This is a genomic window from Rhizobium sp. SEMIA 4085, from assembly GCF_013004495.1.
Classification (GTDB): Bacteria; Pseudomonadota; Alphaproteobacteria; order Rhizobiales; family Rhizobiaceae; genus Rhizobium; species Rhizobium gallicum.
Map to the genome: position 1 here is coordinate 1 of NZ_JABEPH010000100.1, position 16,650 is coordinate 16,650.

The 16,650-nt window shown below is 59.7% G+C and carries 19 protein-coding genes; 10 read left to right on the forward strand and 9 right to left on the reverse strand.

The window, feature by feature from the left end; translation table 11 throughout:
• Positions 1 to 152: 152 nt before the first annotated feature.
• A complete protein-coding gene (locus C9413_RS12610; protein WP_039847032.1) occupies positions 153 to 455 on the reverse strand; it encodes a 4a-hydroxytetrahydrobiopterin dehydratase in 303 nt (100 codons plus the stop codon).
• A 36-nt stretch (positions 456 to 491) separates the two neighbouring features.
• On the opposite strand from C9413_RS12610, the gene C9413_RS12615 reads away from it, so the two are divergent.
• Positions 492 to 992 carry a low molecular weight protein-tyrosine-phosphatase gene (locus C9413_RS12615; RefSeq protein ID WP_039846386.1) on the forward strand — a complete coding sequence of 167 codons (501 nt, stop codon included), beginning with the start codon at positions 492 to 494 and terminating at the stop codon, positions 990 to 992.
• Here C9413_RS12615 and thpR read toward each other — a convergent pair.
• The gene (gene thpR, locus C9413_RS12620; RefSeq protein WP_039846387.1) at positions 899 to 1,492 is read right to left on the reverse strand and encodes an RNA 2',3'-cyclic phosphodiesterase; all 594 of its coding nucleotides are present in this window, start codon (positions 1,490 to 1,492) and stop codon (positions 899 to 901) included. The two genes, C9413_RS12615 and thpR, sit on opposite strands and share 94 nt — an antisense overlap.
• A gap of 68 nt (positions 1,493 to 1,560) precedes the next feature.
• The gene (locus C9413_RS12625; protein WP_039846388.1) at positions 1,561 to 2,205 is read right to left on the reverse strand and encodes an arylesterase; all 645 of its coding nucleotides are present in this window, start codon (positions 2,203 to 2,205) and stop codon (positions 1,561 to 1,563) included.
• Positions 2,206 to 2,259: 54 nt separating this feature from the next.
• Here C9413_RS12625 and C9413_RS12630 point away from each other — a divergent pair, with 54 nt between their 5' ends.
• The 4 genes from C9413_RS12630 to C9413_RS12645 all read left to right on the forward strand — a co-directional run bounded on the left by C9413_RS12630 (position 2,260) and on the right by C9413_RS12645 (position 7,074).
• Complete coding sequence (locus C9413_RS12630) at positions 2,260 to 2,967, forward strand: ABC transporter ATP-binding protein (protein ID WP_039846389.1); 708 nt, start codon at positions 2,260 to 2,262, stop codon at positions 2,965 to 2,967.
• Positions 2,964 to 5,507: an ABC transporter permease gene (locus C9413_RS12635; protein WP_039846390.1), complete on the forward strand. Its 2,544-nt coding sequence runs from the start codon at positions 2,964 to 2,966 to the stop codon at positions 5,505 to 5,507. The genes C9413_RS12630 and C9413_RS12635 overlap by 4 nt, the downstream gene beginning before the upstream one ends.
• Positions 5,508 to 5,686: 179 nt before the next feature.
• Positions 5,687 to 6,415 carry a Bax inhibitor-1/YccA family protein gene (locus tag C9413_RS12640; RefSeq protein ID WP_022717367.1) on the forward strand — a complete coding sequence of 243 codons (729 nt, stop codon included), beginning with the start codon at positions 5,687 to 5,689 and terminating at the stop codon, positions 6,413 to 6,415.
• A gap of 101 nt (positions 6,416 to 6,516) precedes the next feature.
• Positions 6,517 to 7,074, forward strand: a complete 558-nt coding sequence (locus tag C9413_RS12645; RefSeq protein WP_039846391.1) for a GNAT family N-acetyltransferase — start codon at positions 6,517 to 6,519, stop codon at positions 7,072 to 7,074.
• Positions 7,075 to 7,079: 5 nt separating this feature from the next.
• Here C9413_RS12645 and C9413_RS12650 read toward each other — a convergent pair whose 3' ends face one another.
• From C9413_RS12650 to acnA, 3 genes are all read right to left on the reverse strand, one after another.
• Positions 7,080 to 7,481, reverse strand: coding sequence for a DUF2794 domain-containing protein (locus C9413_RS12650; RefSeq protein WP_039846392.1), 402 nt, complete (start codon positions 7,479 to 7,481; stop codon positions 7,080 to 7,082).
• A gap of 274 nt (positions 7,482 to 7,755) precedes the next feature.
• On the reverse strand, positions 7,756 to 8,496 hold the full coding sequence (locus C9413_RS12655) for a thioredoxin family protein (protein WP_170250511.1): 741 nt from the start codon (positions 8,494 to 8,496) through the stop codon (positions 7,756 to 7,758).
• Positions 8,497 to 8,718: 222 nt separating this feature from the next.
• Positions 8,719 to 11,409, reverse strand: a complete 2,691-nt coding sequence (gene acnA / locus C9413_RS12660; protein ID WP_170250512.1) for an aconitate hydratase AcnA — start codon at positions 11,407 to 11,409, stop codon at positions 8,719 to 8,721.
• Positions 11,410 to 11,669: 260 nt separating this feature from the next.
• Between acnA and ccmA the strand changes: the two genes are divergently transcribed.
• The 5 genes from ccmA to C9413_RS12685 all read left to right on the forward strand — a co-directional run bounded on the left by ccmA (position 11,670) and on the right by C9413_RS12685 (position 14,715).
• Positions 11,670 to 12,317 carry a heme ABC exporter ATP-binding protein CcmA gene (gene ccmA / locus C9413_RS12665; RefSeq protein WP_039846395.1) on the forward strand — a complete coding sequence of 216 codons (648 nt, stop codon included), beginning with the start codon at positions 11,670 to 11,672 and terminating at the stop codon, positions 12,315 to 12,317.
• A gap of 145 nt (positions 12,318 to 12,462) precedes the next feature.
• The gene (ccmB, locus tag C9413_RS12670; protein WP_039846396.1) at positions 12,463 to 13,122 is read left to right on the forward strand and encodes a heme exporter protein CcmB; all 660 of its coding nucleotides are present in this window, start codon (positions 12,463 to 12,465) and stop codon (positions 13,120 to 13,122) included.
• 58 nt (positions 13,123 to 13,180) lie between these two features.
• Entirely contained in the window at positions 13,181 to 13,942 is a 762-nt protein-coding gene (locus C9413_RS12675) for a heme ABC transporter permease (RefSeq protein ID WP_039846397.1), read from the forward strand.
• 3 nt (positions 13,943 to 13,945) lie between these two features.
• A complete protein-coding gene (gene ccmD / locus C9413_RS12680) occupies positions 13,946 to 14,113 on the forward strand; it encodes a heme exporter protein CcmD (protein WP_039846398.1) in 168 nt (55 codons plus the stop codon).
• Complete coding sequence (locus C9413_RS12685) at positions 14,110 to 14,715, forward strand: DsbE family thiol:disulfide interchange protein (protein WP_039846399.1); 606 nt, start codon at positions 14,110 to 14,112, stop codon at positions 14,713 to 14,715. The genes ccmD and C9413_RS12685 overlap by 4 nt, the downstream gene beginning before the upstream one ends.
• On the opposite strand, the gene C9413_RS12690 is transcribed toward C9413_RS12685, so the two are convergent.
• From C9413_RS12690 to ftsY, 3 genes are all read right to left on the reverse strand, one after another.
• Positions 14,712 to 15,299: a DUF2585 domain-containing protein gene (locus tag C9413_RS12690; protein ID WP_039846400.1), complete on the reverse strand. Its 588-nt coding sequence runs from the start codon at positions 15,297 to 15,299 to the stop codon at positions 14,712 to 14,714. The two genes, C9413_RS12685 and C9413_RS12690, sit on opposite strands and share 4 nt — an antisense overlap.
• Complete coding sequence (locus C9413_RS12695; RefSeq protein ID WP_039846401.1) at positions 15,296 to 15,940, reverse strand: septation protein A; 645 nt, start codon at positions 15,938 to 15,940, stop codon at positions 15,296 to 15,298. The genes C9413_RS12690 and C9413_RS12695 overlap by 4 nt, the downstream gene beginning before the upstream one ends.
• Before the next feature lie 62 nt (positions 15,941 to 16,002).
• On the reverse strand, positions 16,003 to 16,650 hold a 648-nt coding region (gene ftsY, locus C9413_RS12700; RefSeq protein ID WP_170250513.1), incomplete at its 5' end, for a signal recognition particle-docking protein FtsY.

The following is a 16,650-nucleotide window of genomic DNA, read 5'->3' on the forward strand; positions in this document are numbered from 1 at the left end:
TGGAAGGCCGGCAAGAACTTGCTGCGCACTGCCTCCGCCCGCCGGCGCGGGGTATCTTCGTCCCCGGGCAGCAGGATTTCACCGAATGTGACCTCGTCCATTCCCGTTTGCCCTTTGGTGCATGCGAAGATAGGGTGATGGCGTTAACAGAGTCAATCAATCTGCCCGGCGGCCTTGTCCATTGCCTTGGCAAGCTTGAAGTCGAGTTCGGTCAATCCACCTGCATCATGCGTGTTCAGCTTCACCTCGACCCTGGAATAGACATTGAACCATTCCGGATGGTGGTTGAGCTTTTCTGCCACAAGCGCCGCCTTCGTCATGAAGCCGAAGGCTTCGACGAAGCTTGCGAATTTGAAGGTTTTCGAGATCGATGTCCAACCATCATCCAAAGACCAACCCGCCAATCCGGCAAGCTGGCTGTCGATCGCGCTCCGTTCCAGTTTCTCCTGTTTCATGTCATCGTGCTCCATCTCTTCAGTCAGGTCTCTTTCATGAAACGCGTCAGCATTCTCTTTGTTTGCATGGGCAATATCTGCCGCTCTCCGCTCGCCGAAGGCGTTTTCGCTCATATTGCAAGGGAGAGCGGTCTTGCCGATCGGTTCAAGATCGATTCAGCAGGTACCGGCGGCTGGCATCAAGGCAAACAGCCCGATAGACGCTCGATCGCAATCGCACGAGCCCACGGCATCGACATTACAGGGCAACGTGCCCGCCGTGTGCGCCTTGAGGATTTGGAAGAGTTCGATCTTGTCCTCGCGATGGACCGCGCCAATATTGCCGAGCTTCGCGCGATGGCGCCCGGCGCAGGCAACATAACGCTTTTCGGTGATACCGCGCTTCAGACTGGCGAAGATATTCCGGACCCCTACTTTGGTGGCCCGGAAGGCTTCGAATTGATCTATACGAGGCTTTTGACCGGCTGCATCGCATTGGTGGACAAGTTCGGCGCCGACCAAGCCTCGCTCAGCGGGAACACTTCTTCCGTCAGATAGGGCCCGCCACCGACCGATTCGCGCGAAGAAAGCAGCACGAAGCGTGGAACGGTGAAGGACGATGTCTGGAAATTGCCTCGGCTGGAAAGGTAGTGGACGACGTCATCGACGCGCGAGGACTTCATCCGCGCCAGCGTCACATGCGGGGTAAATTTTCGGGGATCCGGCGGCAGGCCGATCCGCTGGCAGATGCGCTCGAGTTCAGCCTGTAGCGCATACATTTCCGGCGAGGGCGAGACGCCTGCCCAGACGGAATGCGGCTTCTTCGAGCCGAAAGAGCCTATGCCGTCAAGGCGGATCTGAAATTCGGGCCGATCGATCCGGTCCAGGCGCTCAACGATCTCGTCAGCAGTGCGTCCATCGACATCGCCGATGAAGCGCAGCGTGATGTGGTAGTTCTCCACATCGATCCATCTTGCACCGGGAAGACCACCGCGCAGCAATGAAAGGCTCATCGCCGCATTGCGCGGAATTTCGAGGGCGGTAAACAGTCTCGGCATGACGAGCACTCCCCGAATCTTTTGCACGTGCTCACACGGAATCACGCATTCGCCACCCGCGCAAGCCCCTATTTCTTCACAGTAGAAATCGTCCCGATGAATTCCGTGACAGCCGGTTCCATCTTCTGAACCATGACATCAATGCCCTTGGCGTTCGGATGCATTCCATCGTCCAGCTTCAAACTGGTGTCCATCACGACACCGTCAAGGAAAAAAGGATAAAGCGGAACCCGATGTTTTTCCGCGAGTTTTTGGTAGATTGGATTGAAACGCGCAGCATAGTCCCCACCCATGTTCGGTGGCGCCATCATGCCCACGAGCAGCACGGCGATGCCGCGATCCTTTAGCCGGGCAATCATCGCGTCCAAGTTCTTTTCGCTCTCTTCCGGGGCAATACCGCGCAACGCGTCGTTGGCCCCAAGCTCCAAGATGACGCCGTTGGTGCCATCGGGGACCGACCAATCGATTCGCGCCAGCCCACCGGTCGTCGTGTCCCCGGAAACGCCGGCATTGCCGATCGAAACATCGACGCCTTTGGCCTTCAAGGCCGCTTGCAGCTTCTCCGGAAAGCCGTCGCCGGGCGGCAATTGGTAGCCTGCCATCAGGCTGTCGCCGAAGCCGACAAGGTTGATCGTCGCAGCATTGGCACTCGTCCCGAAAATCAACGAAGCGGCAATGACAGCGATGTGAAGCGCGGCAACTTTAAATCTCATGCTGCTTTCCCTAGATTGGCAAGGTCTTTGCAATTCATATAGGGCGATTTTCTTTTGGCAAAAACCATCATCGAGCTCAAGCAGGCAGATTTGACGCTGGGCAATGCGGCAGCCTCCGTTCATGTCTTGAAGGGTATCGACCTTTCGGTCGCCGCCGGCGAGTCGGTCGGCATCGTCGGTCCGTCCGGCTCGGGAAAGTCCACGCTGCTGATGGTCCTCGCCGGCCTTGAGAGGCTCGATAGCGGCGAGATCAATATAAACGACACGCCGTTGCACGCCCTCAGCGAAGATCAGGTCGCCGATTTCCGTGGCCGCAATATCGGCATCGTCTTCCAGTCGTTCCATCTGATCGCCAATATGACGGCACTTGAAAACGTCGCAGTCCCGCTTGAACTCGCAAACGTGCAAAACCCCTTCGACATCGCCCGTCGCGAGTTGAAATCGGTCGGGCTCGGCGAGCGGCTTCGTCACTACCCGGGCCAGCTTTCGGGCGGCGAACAGCAGCGCGTCGCCATTGCGCGCGCTCTTGCGCCTTCGCCAGCCCTCCTCATCGCCGACGAACCGACCGGTAATCTCGACACCGATACCGGCCGCCAGATCGCCGATCTGCTCTTTTCCAAGCAGGCCGAACGCGGCATGACACTGCTGCTCGTCACGCATGACGTCTCGCTTGCCAATCGCTGCTCGCGGCAGATCAAAGTCCGTTCCGGCAAGATCGAAGGCGATAGCGCGTCGCGCCATTCCGAAGCGGCCATCGCATGAAGCTCGTCGCCCCGCGCACCGCACTTGCCTTCCGCCTTGCCCTTCGCGAACTGCGCGGCGGTTTCAGGGGCTTTTACATCTTCCTTGCCTGTATCGCACTCGGCACCGGTGCGATCGCCGCCGTCAATTCCATCTCGCAGTCGATCACCGACTCGATCGCCTCCCAGGGCCAGGAACTGCTCGCCGGTGACGTCCGCTTCGAGCTGAACAACCGTGAAGCAACCCAGCCGGAGATGAATTTCCTGCGCGGCCTCGGCCAGGTTTCCATCTCAACCGGTCTTCGTTCCATGGCACGAAAGCCAGATGGGTCGGATCAAGCGCTCGTTGAGGTCAAGTCGGTGGATGATGCCTATCCGCTCTATGGCAAATTCACGGCCGAACCGGATTACCCCCTTTCGGCTCTGCTTTCGGATCAGAACGGAACCTATGGCGCCGTTGCAGCACCTCTCCTGCTGGAGCGGCTCGGTCTTGCAGTCGGCGACGAGATACTGCTCGGCAATGCCACCCTCAGCATCACCGGCACGGTGAAGACCGAGCCGGACGCGCTTTCAGAAGGTTTCGGATTTGCGCCACGGCTGGTGGTCAGCCGCCAGGCGCTCGTTGCTTCCGGACTGATCCAGACCGGCAGCCTCGTCGAGCATGTCTACAAGATCAGGCTCGATGCCCGCTCCGAGCGCGGAAGCGTGCGCGACCGCGCCACCAGGGAGTTCCCATCGGCGGGCTGGTCGATCCGAACCAGCGACCGCGCGGCCCCGTCTCTCACCGAAAATATTACCCGCTTCTCGCAATTCCTGACGCTCGTCGGCCTTACCGCACTCATCGTCGGCGGTGTCGGCGTCGCCAACGCCGTGCGGGCCTTTCTGGATGCGAAGCGCACGACGATCGCGACGTTCAAATGCCTGGGGGCACCTGCTGGCGTCGTCGTCCTCGTTTATCTCTTCCAGATTGCGATCATCGCATTCGCCGGCATCATGGTCGGCCTCGTCATCGGCGCCTTGTCGCCGATGCTTGCCGCGCAATTCCTGGCACAATTCCTGCCGGTCTCCACCGAACCGACGCTCTACCCGGACGCGCTGCTACTAGCCGCACTCTTCGGCATCCTGACGACGCTCGCCTTCGCTATCATGCCGCTCGGCCATGCCCGGGAAGTGCCTGCAACTGCGCTCTTCCGAGAACAGGGTTTCGAGGCACGCCGCCTGCCCTCGTTGCCTTACATCTTGCTGGCCGCTCTCTTCATGGCTGCGCTTGCCGGTCTTGCGATCGTTACCGCCTATGACCGATACATCGCCGTCATCTTCGTCGGCGCGATTGTCTTTGCCTTCGTCATCTTGCGCGCCGTTGCAGCACTGATCGCCTGGCTCGCCAGGCGCAGCCCGCGTGTCAATTCACCAGCGCTCCGGCTTGCAATCGGCAACATCCATCGCCCTGGCGCACTGACGCCGTCCGTCGTCCTCTCGCTCGGCCTCGGCCTCGCGCTATTGGTCACCTTGACGCTCATCGACGGCAACCTGCGCCGACAATTGACCGGCCGCATGGCAAACGGCGCGCCGAATTTCTTCTTCGTCGACATTCAGAGCGCCGAGGTCGAAAACTTCCGAAATCTGATCAGCCGGCAGGCGCCGGAAGGCAAGCTCGTGGAAGTGCCGATGCTGCGGGGCCGCATCCTGGCGCTGAACGGCAAGGACGTGACCAAGATCCAGGTGCCGCCCGGCGGCCAATGGGTGCTGCGCGGCGACCGCGGCATCACCTATTCCCAGACGGTACCGGAAAACGCCTCGCTGACAGAGGGAAGCTGGTGGCCACAGGACTACAGCGGCGAACCGCTGGTCTCCTTCTCCTCGGAAGAAGCCAGGGAACTTGGCCTCAAAATCGGCGATACCGTCACTGTGAATGTGCTCGGCCGCAACCTGACGGCCAGGATCGCGAACCTGCGGAAAGTCGAGTGGGAATCGCTATCGATCAATTTCGTCATGGTCTTCTCGCCGAATACCTTCCGCGGCGCTCCGCATGCTTGGCTGGCAACGCTGACCGATCCCTCGGCGAGCCCGGCCGTAGAAGCGGCTATCCTGAAATCCGTGACCAATACGTATCCGACGATCACCAGCGTGCGCGTCAAGGACGCTATCGATATTGTCAATACGCTGGTCGCGCAGCTCGCAACCGCGATCCGCGCCGCGGCCTCCGTTGCGCTCATCTCCTCCGTTCTCGTGCTTGCCGGCGCGCTTGCCGCCGGCAACCGGGCCCGAACACACGACGCCGTCGTCCTGAAGACGCTTGGGGCGACGCGGGCAATGCTCATCCGCGCCTTCAGCTACGAATATCTGATCCTGGGGGTTGCAACAGCGGTCTTTGCGTTGATCGCCGGCGGCGCTGCTGCCTGGTTCATCGTCAGCCGCATCATGCGGATGCCTTCGACCTTCCTGCCCGATGTCGCCGGCCTCACGCTGGTCACCGCGCTGGTCCTGACAGTCGGCATCGGACTCATCGGCACCTGGCGCATTCTTGGCCAGAAGGCAGCACCCGTTTTGCGCGAACTATGAATCTGCGGCTGATAAAATCCCTTCACCTTACGGCGATTTAACCCGATCGCGGGTTGCAAGGGCCTTGTTTGCAAAAGGTGAAAGGCTCATATTACCGGTAGGCATGCTGGAGCTCCGCAGCGGCGCCCGGGTCGTATAGCCCGACACCGTATACCCATCGGAGCTTTTAAGAGGAAACTATGGCTGACCTTCGTAACTACCAAAGCCGCGCACAAACTGGCGAGATGATCGATCAGGGCCTGCGCTCCTATATGCTCAAGGTCTACAACCTGATGGCGCTGGGTCTGGCGATCACGGGTGTAGCGGCATTTCTGTCATTCCAGCTCGCTTTTGCCGATGGTCAATTGACCGCCTTCGGCCAGGCGATCTATGTGAGCCCGCTGAAGTGGGTCGTGATCTTCGCTCCGCTGGCTCTGGTGTTTTTCTTAAGCTTCCGGATCGGCCGCATGAGCGTTTCCGCAGCGCAGACGACCTTCTGGGTCTATGCCGCGCTGGTCGGATTGTCTCTCTCGTCGCTGCTGCTTATCTACACGGGCGAGAGCGTCGTTCAGACGTTCTTCATCACGGCAGCCTCCTTCGGCGCACTGTCGCTCTACGGCTACTCGACAAAGCGTGACCTGTCGGCGATGGGCTCGTTCCTGATCATGGGCCTCTTCGGCCTGATCATCGCTTCGCTCGTCAACATTTTCCTGGCCTCCTCCGCGATGCAGTTCGCGATCTCAGTGATCGGCGTCCTGATCTTCGCAGGCCTTACTGCCTACGATACGCAGCGAATCAAGGAAATGTACTTCGAAGCAGATGACGTTGCCGTCGCCGGCCGGAAGGCGATCATAGGCGCGCTGACGCTCTATCTCGACTTCATCAACCTCTTCATGTTCCTGTTGCAGTTCCTCGGCAACCGCAGGTAAATGGACAGAATCAGCAAAAAGGCGGCTCCGGCCGCCTTTTTTATTGCACGTTGCGCGATGGAGTGTTTTTTAAGGGCACTCATCAATGACCGGCCGATCCAATGCCTTTCTTTCTTCGTGACGCCACTCCTTCCGACCTCCCCGCAATCTCGGAAATCTATCGCGAATCAGTCCTCAACGGCGTCGCGAGCTACGAGATCATCCCGCCTTCGCAATCCGAAATGGCCTCTCGTTTCTCCGCAAATACCAGTCTTGGATATCCCTATATCGCGGCGGTTGATGAGAATGGAGCCCTGATCGGCTATGCTTATGCTTCCGCCTTCCGCACTCGGCCTGCCTATCGCTGGACTGTCGAGGATTCAATCTATCTCGCGCCTACAGCGCGCGGCCTTGGCATTGGCCGGGCACTGCTAACAGCGCTGATTTCACGCTGCACGGAACTCGGCTTCCGCCAGATGGTAGCCATCATCGGCGGTGCCCATCCGGCTTCGATCGCGCTTCATCGCGCATTGGGTTTCGAAGAGACCGGCCTCCTGAAGGGTACCGGCTACAAACACGGCCGCTGGCTCGACACGATGATCATGCAGCGGCCGCTCGGCGATGGCAAAGACAGCGATCCAAATCCGTCGGTCTATCCCGGCACGCTGTTTGAGGGTTGACGCCGTCACGTCTCGACGAGTTTGAGAACCTTGTTGAAGACCTTTAGCACCTGCTGCAGGTCATGGCCGCGCTTGAGGATCATGCCGTTTGCATTGATCACGCAATAGGCGCCCTGCTTGGCGGCGAGCCTTGGGTCTTTCTCGATGCGGAAAAGCGGCGTCTCGCCCGAACGTTTGAACACGGCGAAGACCGCCTTCTCCTTCAGGTGGCCGATTGCGTAATCTTTCCACTCGCCTTCGCCAACCATCCTTCCGTAGATCCATAAAATCGCATCCAACTCGCGACGATGAAAGGTCACCGGCGGCGGGTCCTTGCTTTGCTTGTACTCTTTTAAATCGACGACGACCGAGGAACTACTACTGGCGGAACGGGCGTCGCCATGCCGCAAATCCGGCTGATCTGTCATCAGTCTCCCAAGCCTCCACTTATGACAGGAGAACGACAGTTTGCCCGAGCCACATCAAATTGCAAGTGCAGCTACCATCACATTAAACATATGCTATGCAATCTCCCAAGCGCCGCATTTCAGTCAAAACAGCGCCTCATTTCCGGAGGAAGTTCGCTCACCGATTTGGCGCCAGCGCGCCAAAGGGCCCGGCTGAGCGTATCGACCTTAACCCCAGCCCCGAATACGATCAGCCGGGCCGCCTCGTTCCATACGCCTCGAAGCGGTAAATCGATCAGATATTCTTGCCTGCCATGACGATTGTTGCGCCGACGATCGCAGCCGGATCGCCGTCCGTTGTGGTCGCCTGCAGCAGGATGGCGCAACCCTCCAGTCCTGGCTTCTGCAGAACGCTTGCGGGCAGCGTCAGGCTTGCCGCCTTGCCATCCCACATGCCGACTGTTTCGATATCGCTGACGCTGTTGAGATAGGAAATCTTCTTGCCGCTGTTTTCGCCCTTTTCGACGTCGATCGTCTTTTCCTTGTCGAAATAGACGAGCACGACATTGGCCTTGCCTTCGCCGGCACCGATCTTGATCTCGAGCTCGTCGCCGCGCAGCTTCGCGTCCACGGGCACGGTCAAGCCTTTGCCTTCCGTCGAAAATGTATCGATCTTGCCATAGATGGCGGAAAGGTCCGAGCCAGTCAGGTGATCGCGGCCGTTCACCACGACCTGCGGTGTGTAGACGTTGCTACGGCCCATCATCCGCGCATAGCCATATTGGCGCTCAGTGTTTTCCTTCGAACTGAGCGTGTCCGTCCACCCAAGATAATTCCAGTAGTCCACATGATAGGCGAGTGCGATGACATCGCCCTGGCCAACCAGCTTCCGGAAGGCTGCATCGGCGGGAGGACCGGACGGGCATCCCTGCGAGGTGGAGAGTTCCACGACGCCTTTCAGTTTGCCATCTTCGGCATGAAGCGGCGCTGTAAGCACCATACCGGCGACCAGCGAAATCAAAAAGCGCGGCGACATTCCAACCTCTTTTTCCAGAGACGCGCAGCAGACCGAAAACCGCAGGCCCTGACTTACGCCCGTAGAGATAATCCTTCCGGCTGCAAACGGGAAGTCACGAAGGGGTGAGACGCCGCCCGTCGGCATCGCTGCTAGAACACATCGGCGTGAGATTGAAACCCGCAAAGAAAAACCGCCGGAGATTGCTCTTCGGCGGCCATTATCTGGCATCTTTCTTAACAATCAGGCAGCGAGATCGCGCAGAACCGTCTGCAGGATGCCCCCGTTGTTGAGGTAGATCACTTCGTCGAGCGTATCGACGCGCGACAAGAGGGGAACCTCCTTCACCGTGCCGTCGCTGTAGGTGATCTTGGCGATCTTCTTCTCGCGCGGCTTGATGTTTTCCAGGTCCTCGATGGTAACGGTCTCGTCACCTTTCAGGCCAAGGCTCTGCCAGGTCGTGCCGTCTTCGAAGACGAAGGGGATGACACCCATGCCGACCAGGTTCGAGCGGTGGATACGCTCGAAGGACTGCGCGATAACGGCCTTGACGCCGAGCAGGTTGGTACCTTTCGCCGCCCAGTCGCGCGACGAACCGTTGCCGTATTCGACACCGGCGAAGATAACGAGCGGAACGCCCTCTGCCTTGTACTTCATGGCGGCGTCGTAGATCGATTCCTCTTCCTTCGACGGATAGTGGATCGTGTAGCCGCCTTCCTTGCCGTTCGGGCCGAGCATGTGGTTGCGGATGCGGATGTTGGCGAAGGTGCCGCGCATCATCACTTCATGGTTACCGCGGCGCGTGCCGTACTGGTTGAAGTCCGCGACCCCGACATTGTGCTCGAGCAGATAAGAACCGGCCGGCGACGCAGCCTTGATCGAACCGGCCGGAGAAATGTGGTCGGGGGTGATCTTGTCGACGAACAGGCCTAGGACGCGGGCGCCCTTGATGTCCGAGGTGCCGCTGCCCTTCTTACCCATGCCGACGAAGTAAGGCGGGTTCTGGACGTAGGTCGAGTCGTCGTCCCAGGCGTAAGTCTGCCCCGGAGGAACCTGGACGGACTGCCAGTTTTCATCACCCTTGAAGACATCCGCATACTTCGTTTCGTAAAGTTCGCGGGTGACGTACTTGAGGATGAACTCCTGAACTTCCTTCGAGGTCGGCCAGATGTCCTTGAGATAGACCGGCTTGCCGTTCTGGTCTTCGCCGATCGGCTCCTTGGTCAGGTCCTTCTGGACAGTGCCGGCGAGCGCGTAGGCAACGACGAGCGGCGGGGATGCCAGATAGTTCGCCTGGACATCCGGCGAGATACGGCCTTCGAAGTTGCGGTTGCCCGAAAGTACGCCCGAAACGATGAGGCCCTTGTCGTTGATCGTCTTCGAGACCGGCCCCGGCAGCGGGCCGGAATTGCCGATGCAGGTCGTGCAGCCGAAGCCGACGAGGTTGAAGCCAAGCTTGTCCAGGTCGGCCTGCAGGCCGGACTTGGCAAGATATTCGCCGACGACCTGCGATCCAGGCGCTAACGAAGTCTTGACCCAGGGCTTGGTCTTCAGCCCCTTGGCAACGGCGTTGCGGGCGAGCAGGCCGGCAGCAATCAGAACCGACGGGTTGGAGGTATTGGTGCAGGATGTGATGGCGGCAATGGCAACGTCGCCATGGCCGAGATCGAAGTCCGTACCTTCGACCGCATAACGGTTCGAAAGCTGGCCGGGCTTCTTGTAGTCAGCGTCCATCGACGTGGCGAAACCGGACGCGATGTCTTCGAGCGCGATGCGGCCCTCAGGACGCTTCGGACCTGCCATCGACGGCACGACGTCGCCGAGGTCGAGTTCCAGCGTGTCGGTGAAGACGAGGTCGGAACCATCGCCTTCGCGCCACATGCCTTGCGCCTTCGAATAGGCTTCGACGAGCGCGATCCGGTCATGGGTACGGCCGGACATGGTGAGGTAGTTGACGGTTTCGCCGTCGACCGGGAAGAAGCCACAGGTCGCGCCGTATTCCGGACCCATGTTGCCGATCGTCGCGCGATCGGCGAGCGGCATGTTGTCCATGCCGGGGCCGAAGAACTCGACGAACTTCGAAACGACGCCCTTCTTGCGCAGCATCTGTACGACGGTCAGAACGAGGTCCGTCGCCGTGACGCCTTCCTTGAGCTTGCCGGTGAGCTTGAAGCCGATGACTTCCGGCAGGAGCATCGAGACCGGCTGGCCGAGCATGGCGGCTTCTGCTTCGATACCGCCGACGCCCCAGCCCAGAACGCCGAGGCCGTTGATCATCGTCGTGTGCGAGTCGGTACCGACGCAGGTGTCCGGATAGGCGATCGTCTCACCGTCCTCATCCTTCGTCCACACGGTCTGGCCGAGATATTCGAGATTGACCTGGTGACAGATGCCGGTGCCGGGAGGAACGACGCGGAAATTCTTGAATGCCTGCTGGCCCCACTTCAGGAAGCGGTAGCGCTCGCCGTTGCGCTGGTATTCAAGTTCGACGTTCTTGGCGAAGGCCTGCGGCGTGCCGAATTCATCGACGATGACGGAATGGTCGATGACGAGGTCGACGGGCACGAGCGGGTTGATCTTTTCAGGATCGCCGCCGAGCGAGACCATTGCGTCGCGCATCGCAGCAAGGTCGACCACCGCCGGAACGCCAGTAAAGTCCTGCATCAGCACGCGCGCCGGGCGATAGGCGATTTCGTTTTCGACGGAGCCCTTGTTGTTCAGCCATTCGGCGACCGCGAGGATGTGCTCCTTGGTGACCGACTGGCCGTCTTCGAAGCGCAGCAGGTTCTCGAGCAGAACCTTCATCGAATAGGGAAGCTTCGACACGCCCTTAAGACCATTCGCTTCAGCCTTCGGTAGGCTGTAGTAGACGTAGTCCTTTCCGTTCACGGAAAGCGTGGAGCGACAATTGAAGCTGTCAAGAGATTTAGACACGAGAGACCCCGTTTCTGATAGCCAACACAGTCGTGCGGACGCCTATGCACTAATGCACATCAGGATGCGGGTACGGCCATTTCCGCTGTCCGCACGTGGAGAGGTTTCTCCAAGTTCGGCGCAAGGATGAAATTCACGCCGGCCGCTGGCGTGGTTGCGGGTCTTATAGATAATTTCTAAGAAAGGTGCCAGAGAGGGCTCGACCCATTTGGGACATTTTTTGCGTCGCGGTGACTAAAAACTTATTGAACGGAAAACCTATGCATCTCGACGCCTCCAATCTCGCTGCCAGGCGGGGCGAAGACCTGATTTTCGCAGACGTATCCTTTCGCCTCGACGCAGGCGAAGCGCTGGTTTTGACTGGGAAAAACGGATCGGGAAAGTCGACTTTGCTGCGCGTCCTGGCGGGTCTTTTAAGGCCTGAAAGGGGCACAGTTGAATTCACTGATTCGCGTGGTGAAACGGAGCGGAATCCGCGCGAGGTCAGCCACTATCTCGGCCACCGCAATGCGATGAAAAGCGAGCTAACCGTTTCCGAAAATCTCGCCTTCTGGCAAAACTTTCTCGGCGACGTCCTCGGCGCCTCGGAACTGTCGATCGAAGACGCTGCCGAGGCCGTCGGCCTTTCCGACATTACGCATCTTCCCTTCGGTTATCTCTCCGCCGGCCAGCAACGCCGCTTTGCCTTCGCCAAGCTGCTCGTTGCCTACCGCCCGGTCTGGATTCTCGACGAACCAACTGCAGCACTCGATGCCAGCGCCGACCGCTTGTTTGCCGGTCTCATCGACGCCCACCGCAGAAAGGGCGGCATCGTTGTCGCCGCGACCCATCAGCCGCTCGGGCTTCAGAGTGCCCGGGCATTGAAGATGACGGGGTTTGCGGGTGTGGATCGAGGAGTTTGGGGTTGATGAAGCTTGTGGCACACAAGGACACCGTTACAGCTTGCGCAACGGATATTTGCAGGCAGCAAACAGCGCCGCACGTTAGCCTCTTCCTCTTGTGGGGAAGGGTTGGGGAGGGGTCCTTGGGCATCCGCGAAAAGGGACACCTCAAATGACCGCCCTCTTCTTCCGCGATCTGAAACTCTCCATCCGCGCCGGCGGCGGCGCTTTGATCGGCGTGCTGTTTTTCCTCACCGTCGTCGCTGTCATCCCGTTCGGCGTCGGGCCGGACCTGAACCTGCTTTCCAGGATCGGCCCCGCCATCGTCTGGATTGGTGCACTGCTTGCGGCTTTGCTGGGACTTGACCGGCTTTTCCAAGCCGAACGCGACGACGGTTCGCTGGACTTGATGTTGATGCAGGAAACGCCGCTCGTGCTGACGGTTCTTGTCAAGTGCTTCGCGCATTGGACGGCGACGAGCCTGCCATTGGTGATTGCCTCCCCGTTCCTTGGTCTCTTCATGAACATGGACGAGGTCGCGATCGGTGCGACGATGCTGACGCTCTTGGCCGGCTCGCCCGCCATCACCTTCATCGGCGCCGTCGGCGCGGCTGTCGCCGTCGCCCTTCCGCGCGGCGGGCTGCTGGTCTCGATCCTTGTCCTGCCATTGACCATTCCGGTGCTTATCTTCGGCGTCAGCGCCACCTATGCGGCAGTGGAAGATCCGGCACCTTTCCTGCCGCCCTTCCTCATTCTGATCGCATTGACGATGTTTTTTGCCGTCATCGGTCCGGCAGGCGCAGCACTTGCGCTTAGAAACACATCGGATTGATTGGCTCTTTGATCACGATCAATTGCGGGAGCACCGCGTTCAAGGTAAAGAACCGTTCATGAGCGAAACAAGCCTTGCCATCAGCAAAATCAGCGATCTCGCCAATCCGACGCGGTTTCTGGCGCTGGCGCAGCGCATCATCCCGTGGATGGCGGCGGCAACGGCGATCTGTCTCATCATCGGATTGTACCTCAGCTTCTCGACGAAAGGCGACTACCAGCAGGGCGAAACCGTCCGCATCATGTATCTCCATGTGCCTTCGGCCTGGCTTTCGATGATGTGCTACACCGTGATGAGCATTTCGGCGATCGGCACGCTCGTCTGGCGCCATCCCCTGGCCGATGTCTCCGCCAAGGCCGCCGCACCGCTCGGCGCCGCCTTCACGCTGCTTGCATTGGTCACCGGTTCTCTCTGGGGCAAGCCCATGTGGGGCACCTGGTGGGTATGGGACGCGCGGCTGACGTCCGTCTTCATCCTCTTCCTGATGTATCTCGGCCTGGTTGCGCTGAACCGCGCCATCGATGATCCGTCAAGGGCCGCGCGTGTCACCGCGGTTCTGATCCTCGTCGGATTCGTCAATATTCCGATCATCAAGTTCTCGGTCGACTGGTGGAATACGCTGCACCAGCCTGCGAGCGTCGTGCGCCTCGCCGGCCCGGCGATCGACCCGGAGTTCCTGCGCCCGCTTTTCGTGATGGCAATCGGCTTCACGCTGCTCTTCTTCACGCTGCACATCATGGCGATGCGCAATGAAATCTGGCGGCGCCGCGTTGCCGCCCAGCGCCGACTTGCCGCGCGCATGGCAAGCCGTGAGGATTGAGCGATGGCGCACGCCTTTTACGTTTACAGTTCCTACGGGTTCGCCGCTTTCGTCACCATCGCCGTGACGCTGTGGATCTGGGTGGACGGGCGCGCGCGGCAGAAGGAACTGGCGGCCCTGCAAGCTTCCGGTATCCGCCGCCGTTCGGCGCGTCCGAAGGATAGCGAATGAGCACGCCGCAAGCAGATCGGCCAAAACCACGCGGCTTTGCCCGTTATGCGCTGGCATTGATCCCGCTTGTCGTTTTCGGCGGCATTGCCGCGACGGCAGCAAAGATGCTGTACGATCAGGATTTCCACGGCAAGAACATTTCCGAGATCCCTTCAGCGCTGATCGGCACCAAAGCTCCAGAATTAAACCTGGCACCCCTCGAAGGGTCCAATCTGCCGCCGCTGACGGATAGCGCAATCAAGGGCAAGCTGACGCTGGTCAATGTCTTTGCCTCCTGGTGCCTTCCTTGCCGGGAAGAGCATCCAATCCTGACGGAACTGGCAAAGGACAACCGGCTCAACATCGTCGCGATCAACTACAAGGACAAGAACGACAGCGCGCTGCGTTTCCTTGGAGAGCTCGGAAACCCCTATGCCGCAATCGGCGTCGATCCGAACGGCAAGGCGGCGATCGACTGGGGCGTCTATGGCATTCCGGAGAGTTACCTGGTCGCCGCCGACGGCACGATCCTCTATAAACGCGTCGGCCCCTTCGACGATGTCAGCCTCAAGGAAGGCCTCTATCCGGCAATGGAAAAGGCGCTCGGGAAACCGGTTTCCTAAACCGCACTCTGCCAGGCCTTGACCGCCTCGACCGGCCAGATCAGCATCAGCACGTTAAGCGTCAGGTTGTCACGGATCATGTAACCCGTGAAAATCTCGAAGAAGATCGCGATGGCGACTGTGAGCGCGATCGGAGCGCGGGCAGCGAAGAAGAAGCCGGCGACCATGAAGACTGTGTCCATGGCCGAGTTCAGGATACTATCGCCGTAATAGTCGAGGGAGATCGTCGCCGCGCGGTAGCGGTCGATGATGATCGGCGAGTTTTCGAGCAGTTCCCAGCCGGATTCGACGACGAGCGCCAGAAGCAGGCGGACGGCGATCGGCCTGTTACGCATTACGAGATGCGCCAGCCCATAGAACAGGAAGCCGTGAATGATGTGGGACGGCGTGTACCAGTCCGAAAGATGCTGGGAATTGCCGCTCGAGTTGACGACGCCTTCCCACAGCTTGACATAGCCGCAGGTGCAGATCGGCGTGCGGCCTATTAGGTACTCGGCAGCGATCTGGATGATCAAAACCGCCAGGCAGGCCGCGAACCAGAAATTCTGATGTCTCGCTCTTTCCGCTGCACTGAATGCCGTCACTTCTCGGTCTCTCCTGCAGGAGTTATCGAATGCTTCAGGATGAGCGGCATCTGCGCCATGGTGAAGATGATGGTGATCGGCATCGTTCCCCAGACCTTGAAGGTCACCCAGAAGTCATCGGAAAAATTGCGCCAGACGGCTTCGTTCAGAACGGCAAGGAACAGGAAGAAAACGCCCCAACGGACCGTCAGCTTGCGCCAGCCTTCAGCGTCGAGCTGAAAGGCCGCGTTGAAGACGTAGCCGAGCAGCGACCTACCAAAGGCAAGCCCGCCCAGAAGCGCGACACCGAACAGCGTATTGACAATCGTCGGCTTCATTTTGATGAAGGTTTCGTTCTGCAGGTAGATCGACAGCGAACCGAAGATCAAAACGACGATGCCCGACACGAAGGGCATGACCGGCAGATGGCCAAGGACGAGCTTGGAAACGACGAGCGAGACGATCGTCGCCGCCATGAAGAGTCCCGTCGCCACGAAGAGCGGCCCGCCCAGTTCGGACAATGCAGGGAATCTTTCGACCAGCCAGGCGCCGCGCAGATTGGCAAAGAAGAAGATCAGCAGCGGCCCGAGTTCCAGCGCCAGCTTCAGCATCGGATGGTGCCTGTCGGCGGCGCTGGGGGTAATATCGCTTTCAGTGGTCATGTATTGGTCAAACCTGTTCGTCGTTCGCGCGCCTTATGCGCTGTTCCGGCTTATCTGTGGCATCATTGCCCAAGCCCGGCAATGGCTTGAGCGAAATCCTCGGCCTCGAACGGCTCCAGATCGTCTACGCCTTCGCCGACGCCGATGAAATAGACCGGTAGCTTGTGCTTGGCGGAGATCGCAACGAGGATGCCGCCCCTTGCCGTACCATCGAGCTTGGTCATGATCAGACCGTTGACGCCCGCAACATTGCGGAAGATTTCGACCTGATTGAGAGCGTTCTGGCCGGTGGTCGCATCCAGCGTCTGCAGCACCGTATGCGGGGCGTCGGGATCGAGCTTGCCGAGCACGCGGACGATCTTTTCAAGCTCCGCCATCAACTCGGCCTTGTTTTGCAAACGGCCGGCGGTATCGATGATCAGCACGTCGCACTTTTTCGCCTTCGCCTGCTCGAAGGCGTCGTAGGCGAGACCTGCGGCATCCGCGCCAAGCTTGGTGCCGATGAATTCCGACTTCGTGCGATCGGCCCAGATCTTCAACTGCTCGATCGCCGCGGCGCGGAACGTATCGCCCGCCGCCACCATGACCTTCAACCCGGCACCCGAAAGCTTCGACGCCAGCTTGCCGATCGTCGTCGTCTTGCCGGTGCCGTTGACGCCGACGCCGGTCAGGACATCCGGCTTACGGGGGACACCGAGCGGCAATAGGCG

Excerpts from the sequence above, each read along its gene's own strand:
- C9413_RS12610 (WP_039847032.1), bottom strand. The coding sequence starts at position 455 with ATGAAACAGGAGAAACTGGAACGGAGCGCGATCGACAGCCAGCTTGCC.
- C9413_RS12615 (WP_039846386.1), top strand. The coding sequence starts at position 492 with ATGAAACGCGTCAGCATTCTCTTTGTTTGCATGGGCAATATCTGCCGC.
- thpR (WP_039846387.1), bottom strand. The coding sequence starts at position 1,492 with ATGCCGAGACTGTTTACCGCCCTCGAAATTCCGCGCAATGCGGCGATG.
- C9413_RS12625 (WP_039846388.1), bottom strand. The coding sequence starts at position 2,205 with ATGAGATTTAAAGTTGCCGCGCTTCACATCGCTGTCATTGCCGCTTCG.
- C9413_RS12635 (WP_039846390.1), top strand. The coding sequence starts at position 2,964 with ATGAAGCTCGTCGCCCCGCGCACCGCACTTGCCTTCCGCCTTGCCCTT.
- C9413_RS12640 (WP_022717367.1), top strand. The coding sequence starts at position 5,687 with ATGGCTGACCTTCGTAACTACCAAAGCCGCGCACAAACTGGCGAGATG.
- C9413_RS12645 (WP_039846391.1), top strand. The coding sequence starts at position 6,517 with ATGCCTTTCTTTCTTCGTGACGCCACTCCTTCCGACCTCCCCGCAATC.
- C9413_RS12650 (WP_039846392.1), bottom strand. The coding sequence starts at position 7,481 with ATGACAGATCAGCCGGATTTGCGGCATGGCGACGCCCGTTCCGCCAGT.
- C9413_RS12655 (WP_170250511.1), bottom strand. The coding sequence starts at position 8,496 with ATGTCGCCGCGCTTTTTGATTTCGCTGGTCGCCGGTATGGTGCTTACA.
- ccmA (WP_039846395.1), top strand. The coding sequence starts at position 11,670 with ATGCATCTCGACGCCTCCAATCTCGCTGCCAGGCGGGGCGAAGACCTG.
- ccmB (WP_039846396.1), top strand. The coding sequence starts at position 12,463 with ATGACCGCCCTCTTCTTCCGCGATCTGAAACTCTCCATCCGCGCCGGC.
- C9413_RS12675 (WP_039846397.1), top strand. The coding sequence starts at position 13,181 with ATGAGCGAAACAAGCCTTGCCATCAGCAAAATCAGCGATCTCGCCAAT.
- ccmD (WP_039846398.1), top strand. The coding sequence starts at position 13,946 with ATGGCGCACGCCTTTTACGTTTACAGTTCCTACGGGTTCGCCGCTTTC.
- C9413_RS12685 (WP_039846399.1), top strand. The coding sequence starts at position 14,110 with ATGAGCACGCCGCAAGCAGATCGGCCAAAACCACGCGGCTTTGCCCGT.
- C9413_RS12695 (WP_039846401.1), bottom strand. The coding sequence starts at position 15,940 with ATGACCACTGAAAGCGATATTACCCCCAGCGCCGCCGACAGGCACCAT.